Below are 13,000 nucleotides of genomic sequence, written 5' to 3'. Positions count from 1 at the left end.
AGTTCCGGGGTTGCGGACGCGAGCTGTCCACAACCCCGGGCCGTCTCAGCGCTTGCCGTGGAGGATCGTCACCAGCTTGGCCACCATCGCGTCCGTCGACGGCTTGCGGGTGAACGACGTCAACGTCATCGGGGCCGTGAAGCGCTGGCGGGCGATCGCCTTCGTGCGGGCGAACTCGCGCAGGCCCTCCGGGCCGTGGATGCGGCCGAAGCCCGAGTCGCCGACGCCGCCGAACGGCAGTGACGCGATGCCCGCGAACGACAGCGGTGCGTTGATCGCCGTCATTCCCGTGCGCAGCTTCTCCGCCAGCTCGACGCCGCGGGACTTCGAAAACACCGTCGATCCGAGGCCGTACTTCGTGTTGTTCGCGCGCTCGACCGCTTCGTCCATGTCGCGGACCTTCGCGATCGTCACCGTCGGGCCGAACGTCTCCTCCTGCACCGCTTCGGAGTCCTCCGGGACGTCCACCAGCACCGTCGGCTGGGCGTAGCGGTCGCCGACCGCGTCCTCGCCGCCGAGCACCGCCTTGCCGCCGCGGGCCAGTGCGTCGTGGATGTGGCGCTTGATCACGCCCAGCTGCGACGGCATCGTCACCGGCCCGTACTGCGCGGCCTCGTCCGAGCCCGCGCGCACGTCCTTCGACTTCTCGACGACCTTCGCGACGAACTCGTCGTGGACCTTCTCGTGGACGTACACCCGCTCGACGCCGATGCAGGTCTGACCGGAGTTGGAGAACGCGCCCCAGACCGTGGCGTCCGCGGCGGCGTCGAGGTCGGCGTCCGCGTCGACGAGCACCGGGTCCTTGCCGCCCGCCTCGATGACGACCGGGGTGAGCGTCTCGGCCGCCGCGGCCATGATCCGCTTGCCCGTCGCCGTCGAGCCCGTGAACGCGATCTTGTCGACACCCGCGCCGACCAGCGCCGCGCCCGTCTCGCCGAAGCCCGTGATCAGCTGCAGCACCGGCTGCTCCGGCACGATCTCGGCGAACGCGTCTACCAGCCACTTCCCGACACCCGGCGTGTACTCGCTGGGCTTGAACACCACCGCGTTGCCCGCCGCCAGCGCGTACGCGATCGAGCCGAGCGGGGTGAACACCGGGTAGTTCCACGGCCCGATCACACCGACCACGCCCAGCGGCTGGTACTCGACCGTCGCCGCCTGGTTCGACATCAGCAGCCCGGCGGACCGCTTCTGCTTGCCGAGGATCTTCTTCGCGTGCTTGCCCGCCCACGCGATGTGCTCGATGGCCAGGACGCTCTCCAGCTGCGCGTCGGCGATCGGCTTGCCCGTCTCGTCGCGCACCACCTGGCACAGCTGCGGCAACCGCCGCGTCAGCACGCCCTTCCAGCTCTTGAGCCGCTCCGCGCGGCCGGCGAAGCCGAGGTCCGCCCACCACGCCGCCGCGACGCGCGCCCGTTCGACGGCCGCCTTGACGTCTTCCGCGGTGTGGATCGGATAGGTTCCGACCACCTCGTCGGTCGCCGGGCTGAGCGAGTCGAAGGTCTCGCCGACCGACGTCGGCTTCGGCTGGACGGCAGTCATCGGCGTCTCCCGTGAGGTCTAGGGTCTGCCCAGGTTACGACCTTACTGACATCGTGCCAATAGCTCGTGCGGGCTTCAGCACCAGCATTCCACCGGCGACCGCCGCGGCAAAGACACCAGGCAGCGGCGCGAGCCACAGCGGCAGCACGCCGACCGCCAGCGAACCGAGCCCGAAGCCGCACGACTGCACGGTGAAACTCAACGAGAACCCCGCTGACCTGCGGTTCTTCGGGAGCAGGCGCTGGAGGTTGACCGAGGTCGCGGCGAACAGCGGCCCGGTGCACGCGCCGACCACGGCCACCGACACGAGCAGGCCGGCCCAGCCGAGGTCGGCGGCGAGGGTGAGCCCGCCGGCGACGAACCCGGCGAGGAACAGCCGCGGGTCGCCGGTCTTGCCCCGCCACGCGTAGACCGCGCTGCCGGCGATGCTCGCCCCGCTCAGCACGGCGATCACCAGCGGCGCGGCCGTCTCGGGCGCGCCGAGCCGCTGGACCAGCGGCAGGGGCGCGACCTCGATCGTCGACAGCAGCAACCCGACGGTGAAGGCGCAGCACAGCCAGGGCAGGTAGGTGACGAGCCGTGCCGGGGCCGCATCGGCGCCGGATTCCACCCCATCGTGCGGTGCCGCGCGGCGCGGGACGAGCGCGGCGGCGGCCAGGTAGGCGACGGCCATGGCCGTGACCGGGATGAACGTGCCGGCGACGTCGAGCAGCGCGACCAGGGCCGGACCGCCGATGAGGACACCTTCGAGGATCATCGCGTCGACGGAGATCGCCCGTGGCAGGAGCACGTCGTCGACCGCGTCCGCGAGCAGCGTCCGGAAGCCGCCCGACAGCGCGCCGCCGGCGATGCCGGGCAGCAGGACGAGCGCGAGCAGCGCGGCACTGGGCGCGTCGGCCGCGGCCGAGGCGGCCAGGACGGCGAACCCGGCGGCGGTCAGGACCAGCAGCACCGGCAGCCCGCGTGCCGGACCGACGCGGTCCAGCAGCCGCCCGACCGGCACCGCCCCGGCCATCTCGGCGGCCACGTAGACCGACATCAGGACGCCGCCCAGCCGGTACGAGCCGGTCGTGGCGGTGGTCAGCAGGGTGAACGCGAGCGGCGCCATGGTCCCCGGGAGCCGGGTGAGCTGGACGGCCGCCGACCAGCGCCAGTAGGCGCGATGGGTGAACAACGACATGCGCACACGCTGGCTCGGCGGCGGCGTGCGGCACACTGATTCGGAGAGGAGCGAATGTCGATGATCGAGCTGGTCCTCACCGCGGCCGGCGCGCAACGCGTCCGCTTCGCGATCTCGCCCCTGGAAGAGGTGCTGGGCGCCGTCCAGACGCTGCTGGGCGTCCGCGGGCACCCGGCGACCCTGCCGTGGGCGTCCGGCGTGGCCGTCCCCGACGTTCCCGAGCTGGCCGCGGTGCTGAGCGCGCGGCACTACATCACCGAGTTCCTGAGCCCACCGCCCGACGGCCCGGAGACGACGGCCGAAGCGCAGCTGCGGGTGGTCCGCGCGACGCCGGCCGCGCAGGTCGCGTTGGAGCTGGGCATGGTGGACGCGGACCTGTCCGGCCTGCCCGCCGACCCGGCGACCGCGCGCGACCTCCTCGCCGGGCAGCTCGAGCAGGTGTGGCAGGCCCTGCTGGCACCGGAATGGCCTCGCCTGCGCGAGCTGCTCGCGGCGGACATCGCGTACCGGACGCGGCAGCTGGGTTCGGGTGGCCTCGCGTCGATGCTGGCCGGGCTAAACCCGCGGGTCCGGCTTTCGGGGACGTCGGTGCTGGTCGACATCCGGTCCAGGGAACGCCTTTCGATCGACTCGCGCGGATTGCTGCTGATCCCGGCGGTCTTCGCGTGGCCGAACGTCGGCGTCGTGACGGTGCCGCCGTGGCAGATCTCCCTGCTCTACCCGGCTCGGGGCGTGGCTTCGCTGTGGACGTCGTCCGCGGTGCCCCCGGAGCCACTCGCCGAAATCCTCGGCCGGACGCGGGCCCTGCTGCTGACCGTACTCGACGCTCCCGCGGCGACGAGCGACCTGGCCCGGCGGCACGGTTTGGCCCCGGCGACGGTTTCGGCGCACCTCACGGCCTTGCGCGGCGCCGGATTGCTCGCCTCGGAGCGTCGAGGACACCGGGTGCTGTACCGGCGGACCGGCCTGGGCGACGCTTTGCTCACCGGGAAGCTCTGAGCGGGACTAGGCTGGAAGCGCCTACCCGTGAAGGAGAACCATCGATGCGTATCGTCCATTTCGGACACGCCTGCGTGCTGCTGGAGACCGGCTCCGAACGGATCCTGATCGACCCCGGCGTGTTCTCCACCGGCTTCGAGGGTGAACGCGAGCTGTCGGCCGTGCTGATCACGCACCAGCACTTCGACCACCTGGACGTCGAGCGGCTGCCGAAGGTCCTCGAAGCCAACCCCGGCGCCAAGCTGATCGCCGACCCCGGTTCGGCGCCGGAGATCGAGAAGCTGGGCCTGCCGTTCGACGTCGCGAACGTCGGGGACGCCTTCGCCGTCGGGGACACCTCGATCAAGGCCGTCGGCGGGGAGCACGCCGTGATCCACGCCGACATCCCGGTCATCCCGAACATCGGCTACGTCTTCGACGACGGCGCCTTCTTCCACCCCGGCGACTCGTTCTTCGTGCCCGAGCAGAAGATCGACGTGCTCGGCCTGCCCACCGGGGCGCCCTGGCTCAAGGCCGGGGAGGCCGTGGACTACCTGCGGGCGGTCGCGCCGCGGGTCGCCGTGCCGATCCACGAAGCCGTGCTCGCCAACCCGGCCATGCACTACGGCCTGTTCGGCAACCTCGCGCCCGAAGGCACCGAGCTCAAGGTGCTGGAGCGGGCCGAACCGGCGAAGTTCTAGGCCGTCACGGCGCGCAGCGAGCCGTAGGTGGCGCCGTAAGCGCGGTTCTCCAGCGCGACGTCGACGGCGTCGAGCAACGCCTGGCGGAGGCCGGGGCGGGTGAGGTCCGTGGCATCCGCCCCCAGCCGGACCAGCCCGCCCCGGCGAGCCGCGCGCGCGGCCGCCAGCACCAGCGTGAAGCAGCGCACCGTCTCCGTGCGGTGCGACTGGCTGGTGAACTCACTCACGCGGGCGCGGCGCACCTCGCCGGTGACGAGGTCCCGCACCGCGCCGAGGTCCGCGCACAGCCGGAAACCGTGCTCGGCCAGCGCCTGCAGCGTGCCCTGGGACGCGACCCACCGCGGCGGCGCGAAGCCGTCGACGGTCAGGCTCGCGTTGTCCAGCGCCGCCTTCGCCGCGATCAGCCGCAGCCGGGCCTCGTGCGCCGGCAGTGTCGCGAATTCCGCCTTCTTGCCCAGGTAGACCGTGCGGTGCGTGGGCGTGACGGTGTGGTCGTACCCGTGCAGCAGCACGGAATCACCGCCGCGGGCGCGGGTGCGCACCCACTCCGTCACCGGCCCTTCGCCGGTGCGGGCGGCGTACAGCACCGAGAGCGGCACCTTGCGGCGGTCGAGCTCGGCCGCGAGGTCGGCGCACCGGTGCAGCGTGCGCGGGGTGATTCCCGACAGCGAAACCAGCAAGTGAGCGTCCACGCCACCATTGGGACGCACGCGCCTGACGTCGTCGTGAACTGCGCAGAACGGGCAGGCGACCGTTGCCGGAAGAGGTCAGATACCTTCGCGTAGGCGCTTCACAGCCACCGCGATCCGGCCGCGAAGGTCGGGGTCGGCGACCTGGCCGCCGGCGACGTCCGCCCGCGCGACCGGGATCCGCACGCACGCCTCCTCGACGATCTTCGCGCCCGCGTACGTCAGCACCTTGCGCAGCGAGTCGTGCGCGTCCCGGCCGCCGGTCGGGGCCGCGACCGACGACGCGTTGATCCACGCCACCGGCTTGCCGTACATCTCGCCGCCGCCGACCGTCCAGTCGAGGAGGTTCTTGAACGAGCCCGGCAGCCCGCCCGCGTACTCGGGCGTGCAGATCAAGACCGCGTCGGCTTCCTTGATCGCCGCCCGCAGCGAGGCGACGGCGGGGTCCAGGGGGTCGCGGTCGTCATCGGGGTTGAAGTGTGGCAGGTCGGCAAGGCCGGTGTACGTCTTGCTCGCGGTGAGGGTCGCGACGGTCCCCAGCACCGCCGCATTGCCCGAGCCTGCTCGCAGGCTGCCGCAGATCAGCAGGATCACGAGGCCAGTCTGCCAGCGAAAGCCCGGTGATGCGGTGGTACGCCTCGATGTACCGGTCGCGGGTGGCCGTCACCACTTCGGGTGGCAACGGCGGCAGTGGCGACACGCAGTCCCAGCCGGACGCCGGGTCGACCAGCCAGTCACGCACGTGCTGCTTGTCGAACGACGGCTGCGGAAGGCCGGGCTCGTGGCCGTCGGCGAGCCAGTAGCGCGCCGAATCCGGCGTCAGCAGCTCGTCCGCGAGCACGAGCCTGCCCCGGGAGTCGGTGCCGAACTCGAACTTCGTGTCGGCCAGCAGCAGGCCCTGCTCCGCGGCCCGCGCGGCACCCCGGCGGTACAGCTCCAGCGACGCCTCCCGGACCTCCTCGGCGAGCGCGCGGCCGAGCACCGACACGCACGTGTCGAAGTCGATGTTCTCGTCCTTGTCACCGGGCCGCGCCTTGGTGGACGGCGTGAAGATCGGCTCGGGCAGCCGGGCCGACTCGGCCAGCCCGGGCGGCAGCGCCAGCCCGCACACCTCGCCGTACCCGCGGTAGTCCGCGTACCCGCGGCCGGTGAGGTAGCCGCGGACGATCGCCTCCACCGGCAGCATGTCGAGCCGCTCGACCAGCAGCGCCCGGCCGCGGACGGCGTCGGGCACGAGCGGCCCGTCGCAGACCACCAGGTGGTTCGGCAGGACGTCGGCGAGCTCGCCGAACCAGAACGCGCTCATCGCGGTGAGCACCCGGCCCTTGTCGGGGACGGGGGTGGGGAAGACGCGCTCGAAGGCCGAAATACGGTCGGAGGCGACGATCAGCAGGTGGTCGTCGCCCACTTCGTACAGGTCACGGACCTTGCCGGAAGCGAGCCTCCGGCGTGTGGGGAGGGGTGTCACGCACCGAACCCTAACGCGCACCCTCCGCCACCATGGATGATGCTGGCATGGCGTACGACTGGATCTCGGTGACCACCGACTACGGCCTGCGCGACGGCTTCGTGGCGGCCTGCCACGGCGTGATCGCGCGGCTCGCACCCGCCGTGCGGGTGATCGACGTGACCCACGAAGTCCCCCCTCAGGACATCCGGCACGGCGCGATGGCGCTGGCCCAGACGGTCCCCTTCCTGCCGGAGGCGGTGCACGTCGCCGTCGTCGACCCGGGTGTCGGCACGAGCAGGCTCGGCGTGGTCGTCGTCGCCGAGGGCGGGCTGCTGGTCGGGCCGGACAACGGCCTCCTGCTGCCGGCCGCGCAGGCGCTGGGCGGGCTCCGGGAGGCGTACGAGCTGGCGGAGCCGTCACTGCGGCTGCCGACGACGTCGGCGACGTTCCACGGCCGGGACGTCTTCGCGCCCGCGGCCGCGCACCTCGCGCTGGGGGTGGCACCGGCCGACTTCGGCGGCCCGGTCGACGACCTGGTCGCGATGCCGGAGCCATTCGTGGCGGCGTTCCCCGGCAAGCTGGTGTCGGAGGTACTGACAGTCGACCACTTCGGCAACGTCCAACTCGCCGCGACCCCGGCGGACCTGGAGCTGTCGGGCCTGTCCGGCGCGGTATCGGTGCACAGCGAACGGGTGGCCGTGACGACGGTGATCGGGCGGACGTTCGCCGACGTGCCCGCGGGGGCCAGCGTGCTCTACACGGATTCGGCGGGACGTCTCGCGGTCGCGGTCAACGGCGGCTCGGCGGCGGCCGTGCTCGGGCTGGGACCGGCCCAGGAGTGCACGATCACCTCGTCGCCGACCGCGACCTGACCCACCCGGAGCACGGCGGCCTTCATACCGAAGGTGACGCCCCCATCCGGGTGACGGCGGTAGGTCGCGAGGGTACGGATCGGTTCCGGGCCTGCCTTGGCCCCGGTCTCCTGGTCGACCATCGGGACCGTGCAGCGGACGCATTGCTTCGCGTACCCGAACTTCGCGGTGCCGGCGTCCATTTCGAGAACTTCGTCCTCCTGATGGGGTCCGAGCCAGCCGGAGACGACGATGTTGGGGCGGAAGCGGTCCATCGGGACGGGTTCCCCGCCACGTTCAAGGATACGGGCGTTCAGTCCGTCCAAAGAGGACTCGGAGGCGACGAGGAGCGCGTGGCCGTCGGCGAACGCGGCCGTACCCGGGGTTTGGCCGCTGGTGACACGCTGGTGGTCCGGGGCGACACCGACCAGTGCGGACGGCACTCGCAGCAGGTCCGAGAACCACTCGGACGCGTCCTCTCCCTGGTGGACGCCTTCACCCTGCCAGGAGAACGTCGAGGCCGGGTGCCGCGGGCCGTCCACCCGGACGTCGATGACAAGGTCTCCCCGGCCGGGTGCGGACAGCGTGAGCAGGCCGTCTCGTAGGATCGGCCGGACCGCGGCCAGGACCGGGTGACGACGCTGGCTGCGGAAGTCACCGTCGGGTGCGACGACCTGGAAGACGCGGTCGTGCGCCAGCCCGGCCGGGGTGACCTCGGCGACCGGCACTTCGACGCCGGCGCAGCCCTTGACCGGGTAGTACGTCAGCCGCGCAATCCTCGCCATGCCCGCAGGCTACCCGCGGGCACGGCGGCGAAGCGCCCGGTTTCAGAGCACCTGCGACAGGAACCGCTGCAAGCGCGGGCTCTGAGGCTCGTCGAAGATCCGCGCGGGTGGCCCCTGCTCGACGATGCGCCCGGCGTCCATGAACGCCACTTCGTCGGCCACGCTGCGGGCGAAGCCCATCTCGTGCGTCACCACGATCAGCGTCAGGCCGCGTTCGGCCAGGCCCGCCATCAGGTTCAGCACCCCTTTGACCAGCTCGGGGTCGAGTGCGCTGGTGGCCTCATCGAACAGCATCACTTCAGGATCCATCGCCAGCGCCCGAGCGATGGCCACGCGCTGCTGCTGACCACCGGACAACGCGCTCGGGCGGTAGGGCGCCTTGTCCGCGAGGCCCACCTCGGCGAGGCGGGCCCGGGCGATCTCCGCCGCTTCCTCCTTGCCCAGCTTCTTCACGCTGCGCAGCGGCAGCACGATGTTGTCCAGCACACTCCGGTGCCCGAACAGGTTGAAGTGCTGGAACACCATGCCCACCCGCTGGCGCAGGGCGTCCGGGTCGGACCGGATCACGGACTCGCCGTCGAGGAGGAGGTCGCCGGAATCCGGTTCCTGCAGGCGGTTCACGCACCGGAGCAACGTCGACTTGCCCGAGCCGGACGGGCCGATCACGCACGTCGTCCTGCCGCTCGCCACGCGGAGGTCCACGCCGCGCAGGACCTCCAGCGTGCCGAAGCTGACGTGGATGTCCCGCAGTTCCACACTGGACGAACGCACCGCTGTCGTCACGCGCCGACCTTCCCGCCGGCCACCAGGTCCAGCTCGTCCTCGCCCGGGTCGTCGACGCGCACCTTGCGGCCGGTCCGGAGCTTCTTGTCGATGTAGTTCACCAGGTGCGTCAGCGGCACCGTGATCACCAGGTAGACGAACCCGGCGGCCACCAGCGGCGAGAGGTTGCCCGTGTTGGCCGCGAGGTCCTGCCCGATGCGGAACAGCTCACGCTGCTCGGACAGCAGGCCAAGGAAGTACACCAGGCTGGAGTCCTTGATCAGCGAGATGAACTGGTTCACCAGCGCCGGCAGCACCCGCCGCACGCCTTGCGGGATGATCACCAGCAGCATCGCCTTGCCGTAGCTCATCCCCAGCGCACGGCTGGCCTCCAGCTGTCCTTTGTCGACACTCTGGATGCCGGACCGGAAGATCTCGCCGATGTAGGCGGCCGCGATCAGGCTCAGCGCCAGGATGCCCAGCGGGTACGGGTTGGTGCCGACGACGTCCCGCGCGAGGGTGCCGAGGCCCTGGCCGATCACGAGGATCGTCAGGATCGCCGGCAGCCCGCGGAAGATGTCGGTGTACACCCGCGCCGGCCAGCGCAGCCAGATCTTGGTCGACAGGCCCATCACCGCCAGCACCATGCCGAGCACGGTGCCGATGAGCGCGGACGTGACCGCCAGGATCAACGTGTTGAGCAGGCCGGTCTTCAGCAGGTCGGGGAAGACCTGCCAGATGTACTCCCAGTTGAGGAAGGTGTCGAAAAACTGTCCCACCCGTCACCCACCGCCGCCCTCAACGGAAACGCTTCGCGCTACTGCGTTTTTCATGTGGACTACTGCCCCGCCTTGAATTCTGCGGGCACGGGCGCGTTGGGCTCGAACTGGTCGTGCACCTTGACCCAGGTGCCGTCCGCGATGACCTTCTTCAGGCCGTCGTTGATCTTGCCGATCAGCTCCGTGTTGCCCTTCTTGAACGCGAACCCGTGCGGAATCGTCGTGGTGATCGCCTTCGTCACCTTGAGCTTCGCGTCCGGGTTGTTCTTCGCGTAGTCCTCGGCGGTGGCCTGGTCGAACACCGCGCCGTCGACCGCGCCGGTCTTCAGCGCGCTCAGGGCCGCGGCATCGTTGGGGAACCGGACGGCCTGGGCGGTCGGCGCGTTCGAGCCGAGCCAGCTGTCCGACACCGTGCCCTGGACGACGCCGATCCGCTTGCCCGCCAACGAGTTCTCGTCGGTGATGCCCGCCGTTTCCTTCGCCTCGATGCCGAGGGCCTGGTAGTTGTACGGCGCCGAGAAGTCGACCGTCTTCTTGCGAGCTTCGGTCTGGGAGATCGCCGAGCTGCCGATGTCGAAGGTGCCGTTCGCGACCTGGCCGAGCAGCGCCGAGAAGTCGGTCGCGACGAACTCGAGCTTCAGGTTCTCCTTCGCCGCGATGGCCTTCAGCAGCTCGTTGTCGAAGCCGGTGAAGGTGCCGTTCTCCTGGTAGGCGTTCGGCTTGGAGTCACTGAGCGTGCCGACGCGCAGGGTCTTCCCGCTCGCGCTGTCGGAGCCGCCGCCACACGCTGCCAGTGCCGCGAGCAGCGTCGCCGCGATCGCCGTGACCAGTGTCTTCTTCATGCCTCTCCTCACCCCGGAACCCGAACCCATGCAGCTTAGGCCGGATTTCACGCGCTCGCGTTCTGCACGGGGAGCCCCTGGCCGCCGGGCTGCAGCTCCTTCGACAACGGCGTGTTCTTGTAGAACTGCCCGTAGATCCGGGCGACCGTGCCGTCCGCGACGGCCTTGGCCAAGCCGTCGTTGAGCTTGTTCAGCAGGTCCGCGTTCTTCTTGGCGACGGCGAACGCCGACGGCGTGTCCTTGTCCTCGACCGTGTACCCGAGCTCCAGCGGGACCGCCGGGTTCTGGTCCAGGTACTTCTGGCCGATGTCCTGCGGCACGACCCAGCCGTCGAGCGTGCCGTTCTTCAGCTGCGCGAAGCCCGCGTTGTAGTCGGGGAAGCGGACGACCTGGGCACCGGCGACCTTGCCCGCGAACTCGTCCTGCACCGAGCCCTGGACCACGCCGAGGCGCTTGCCGCTCAGCGAACCGACCGCCTTGAGGTTCGCGCCCTTCGCGGTCACGACCGTGGTGAATCCGGTGTTGTAGCCGTTGGAGAAGGTGACCGTCTTCTTGCGGGCCTCGGTGCTGGAGATCGACGAGCTGCCGATGTCGAACTTGCCGTTCGCCACACCGGCCAGCAGCCCGGCGAACTCCGTGCCGACGAACTCGACCTCGAAGCCCTCACGCTTGGCGATGTCGCGCAGCAGCTCGTTGTCGTAGCCGGTGAAGCGGCCGTTCTCCAGGTAGATCGACGGCGGGGCGTCGCTCAGGGTGCCGACGCGCAGAGTGGTCGAACCACTGTCCGAGCCGCAGGCGGCCAGGGTCAGCGCCAGCGCGCCCGAGGTGACGACCGCGGCGATTTTCGACAGCGTGGATCTCATCGCTTCTTCCATGGTTGAGCGCGCGAGTGGCGCGCGAAGAGCACGGGGTTCAGCGATCGAGATTAGGGATTTCGCCTGTTCGTGTGGATTCGTTCCAGTCCGTGGACGGGTGCGTCAGCTCACAGGATCGGCTGCGGCGCGTAGCCCGCCGCCTCGGGGAACCGCTCGAGAACCCGCGAGACGCGCTCGGCGACCTGCGCCACCTGACGCCCGGCCGTGCCGGTGAAGGAAATCCGGTCCGCGAGGAGTTTGTCCAGCTCACCGCGGTCGAGCGGGATGCGCTCGTCCGCGGCGAAGCGGTCGATGAGGTCGTTCTCCGCGCGGCCTTCCCGCATCTCCAGTGCGACGGCGACGGCGTTCTCCTTGATGGCTTCGTGGGCCGTCTCACGTCCGACGCCGGCGCGGACGGACGCCATGAGCACCTTCGTCGTGGTGAGGAACGGCAGGTAGCGATCAAGCTCACGCTCGATCACCGCCGGGAAGGCGCCGAACTCGGTGAGCACCGTGAGGAACGTCTCCAGCAGGCCGTCGAGCGCGAAGAACGCGTCCGGCAGCGCGACGCGGCGGACGACCGAGTCGGAGACGTCGCCTTCGTTCCACTGGTCGCCGGCCAGCTCGCCGATCATCGACAGGTAGCCGCGCAGCACGACGGCGAGGCCGTTGACGCGCTCGCACGAGCGGGTGTTCATCTTGTGCGGCATGGCGGACGAGCCGACCTGGCCGGGCTTGAAGCCCTCGGTGACGAGCTCGAGTCCCGCCATCAGCCGGATCGTCTTGGCCAGGCTGGACGGCGCCGCGGCGAGCTGGACCACAGTGGACAGCACGTCGAAGTCGAGCGAGCGCGGGTAGACCTGGCCGACGCTGACGAACCGGCGGCCGAACCCGAGGTGCTGCATCACGCGCTCTTCAAGCTGGTCCAAAGTGGACTCGTCGCCGAGCAGGTCGAGCATGTCCTGCGCGGTGCCGACCGGGCCCTTGATGCCGCGCAGCGGGTAACGGCCGATGAGGTTGTCGAGCCGGTCGAAGGCGACCAGCAGCTCGTCGGCGGCCGTGGCGAACCGCTTGCCGAGGGTGGTGGCCTGCGCGGCGACGTTGTGCGAGCGCCCGGTCATGACGGTGTCGGCGTGCTCGACGGCAAGGGCGGCGAGCCGGGCCAGCACGGCGGCGACCCGGGTCCGCACGAGCTCCAGCGAGCGGAGCAGCTGGAGCTGCTCGACGTTCTCGGTGAGGTCGCGCGAGGTCATGCCCTTGTGGATGTGCTCCTGCCCGGCGAGCTCGCTGAACTCCTCGATTCGGGCCTTGACGTCGTGGCGGGTGACGCGCTCCCGGGCGGCGATCGACTCGAGGTCGACGTTCTCGAGCACCCGCTCGTAGGCCTCGACGACGCCGTCCGGCACCTCGACGCCGAGGTCCTTCTGCGCCTTGAGGACGGCGAGCCACAGCTGCCGCTCGAGGACGACCTTGTGCTCCGGGGACCAGAGCGAGACCAGCTCCGCCGAGGCGTAGCGGGCGGCGAGTACGTTCGGAATGCGGGGCTTGTCCGTCACGCCCTCACGATACCTGTGCAGGTCAGGGCGG

14 protein-coding genes are annotated in these 13,000 nt (G+C 70.6%); 3 read left to right on the top strand and 11 right to left on the bottom strand.

The annotated features are described in order from the left end of the window. Positions 1-45 precede the first annotated feature (45 nt). The gene (locus CF165_RS04075) at positions 46-1,542 is read right to left on the bottom strand and encodes an aldehyde dehydrogenase family protein (RefSeq protein WP_093946053.1); all 1,497 of its coding nucleotides are present in this window, start codon (positions 1,540-1,542) and stop codon (positions 46-48) included. Between the two features lie 34 nt (positions 1,543-1,576). Beyond that, positions 1,577-2,722, bottom strand: coding sequence for an MFS transporter (locus CF165_RS04070; RefSeq protein ID WP_093946052.1), 1,146 nt, complete (start codon positions 2,720-2,722; stop codon positions 1,577-1,579). A gap of 60 nt (positions 2,723-2,782) precedes the next feature. On the opposite strand from CF165_RS04070, the gene CF165_RS04065 reads away from it, so the two are divergent. Continuing rightward, positions 2,783-3,721, top strand: coding sequence for a DUF5937 family protein (locus tag CF165_RS04065; RefSeq protein ID WP_093946393.1), 939 nt, complete (start codon positions 2,783-2,785; stop codon positions 3,719-3,721). A 44-nt stretch (positions 3,722-3,765) separates the two neighbouring features. Next, positions 3,766-4,401 carry an MBL fold metallo-hydrolase gene (locus CF165_RS04060; protein WP_093946051.1) on the top strand — a complete coding sequence of 212 codons (636 nt, stop codon included), beginning with the start codon at positions 3,766-3,768 and terminating at the stop codon, positions 4,399-4,401. Here CF165_RS04060 and CF165_RS04055 read toward each other — a convergent pair. The 3 genes from CF165_RS04055 to CF165_RS04045 all read right to left on the bottom strand — a co-directional run bounded on the left by CF165_RS04055 (position 4,398) and on the right by CF165_RS04045 (position 6,558). Continuing rightward, complete coding sequence (locus CF165_RS04055) at positions 4,398-5,093, bottom strand: DUF2334 domain-containing protein (protein WP_240521444.1); 696 nt, start codon at positions 5,091-5,093, stop codon at positions 4,398-4,400. The genes CF165_RS04060 and CF165_RS04055 overlap by 4 nt on opposite strands. A gap of 75 nt (positions 5,094-5,168) precedes the next feature. Then, complete coding sequence (locus CF165_RS04050) at positions 5,169-5,633, bottom strand: NADPH-dependent FMN reductase (RefSeq protein ID WP_093946049.1); 465 nt, start codon at positions 5,631-5,633, stop codon at positions 5,169-5,171. Continuing rightward, positions 5,554-6,558: a phosphoribosylaminoimidazolesuccinocarboxamide synthase gene (locus CF165_RS04045; protein WP_093946048.1), complete on the bottom strand. Its 1,005-nt coding sequence runs from the start codon at positions 6,556-6,558 to the stop codon at positions 5,554-5,556. The genes CF165_RS04050 and CF165_RS04045 overlap by 80 nt, the downstream gene beginning before the upstream one ends. Before the next feature lie 47 nt (positions 6,559-6,605). Here CF165_RS04045 and CF165_RS04040 point away from each other — a divergent pair, with 47 nt between their 5' ends. After that, a complete protein-coding gene (locus CF165_RS04040) occupies positions 6,606-7,412 on the top strand; it encodes an SAM hydrolase/SAM-dependent halogenase family protein (protein WP_093946047.1) in 807 nt (268 codons plus the stop codon). Here CF165_RS04040 and CF165_RS04035 read toward each other — a convergent pair. The 6 genes from CF165_RS04035 to purB form a co-directional block, all read right to left on the bottom strand. Further along, positions 7,295-8,176 (bottom strand): MOSC domain-containing protein, encoded by an 882-nt coding sequence (locus CF165_RS04035; RefSeq protein WP_205660759.1) that lies wholly within the window; start codon positions 8,174-8,176, stop codon positions 7,295-7,297. The genes CF165_RS04040 and CF165_RS04035 overlap by 118 nt on opposite strands. Positions 8,177-8,218: 42 nt before the next feature. After that, positions 8,219-8,959: an amino acid ABC transporter ATP-binding protein gene (locus CF165_RS04030; protein WP_093946046.1), complete on the bottom strand. Its 741-nt coding sequence runs from the start codon at positions 8,957-8,959 to the stop codon at positions 8,219-8,221. After that, entirely contained in the window at positions 8,956-9,717 is a 762-nt protein-coding gene (locus CF165_RS04025; protein WP_093946045.1) for an amino acid ABC transporter permease, read from the bottom strand. Before CF165_RS04025 ends, CF165_RS04030 begins: the two co-directional genes overlap by 4 nt. Positions 9,718-9,776: 59 nt before the next feature. Beyond that, complete coding sequence (locus tag CF165_RS04020) at positions 9,777-10,559, bottom strand: ABC transporter substrate-binding protein (protein WP_093946044.1); 783 nt, start codon at positions 10,557-10,559, stop codon at positions 9,777-9,779. A 47-nt stretch (positions 10,560-10,606) separates the two neighbouring features. Beyond that, entirely contained in the window at positions 10,607-11,422 is an 816-nt protein-coding gene (locus CF165_RS04015; protein WP_093946043.1) for a substrate-binding periplasmic protein, read from the bottom strand. A 119-nt stretch (positions 11,423-11,541) separates the two neighbouring features. Continuing rightward, positions 11,542-12,969: an adenylosuccinate lyase gene (purB, locus tag CF165_RS04010; protein WP_093946042.1), complete on the bottom strand. Its 1,428-nt coding sequence runs from the start codon at positions 12,967-12,969 to the stop codon at positions 11,542-11,544. Positions 12,970-13,000 lie beyond the last annotated feature (31 nt).

Source organism: Amycolatopsis vastitatis (genome assembly GCF_002234595.1).
GTDB lineage: Bacteria > Actinomycetota > Actinomycetes > Mycobacteriales > Pseudonocardiaceae > Amycolatopsis > Amycolatopsis vastitatis.
This window is presented reverse-complemented; position numbering and strand designations above follow the sequence as displayed.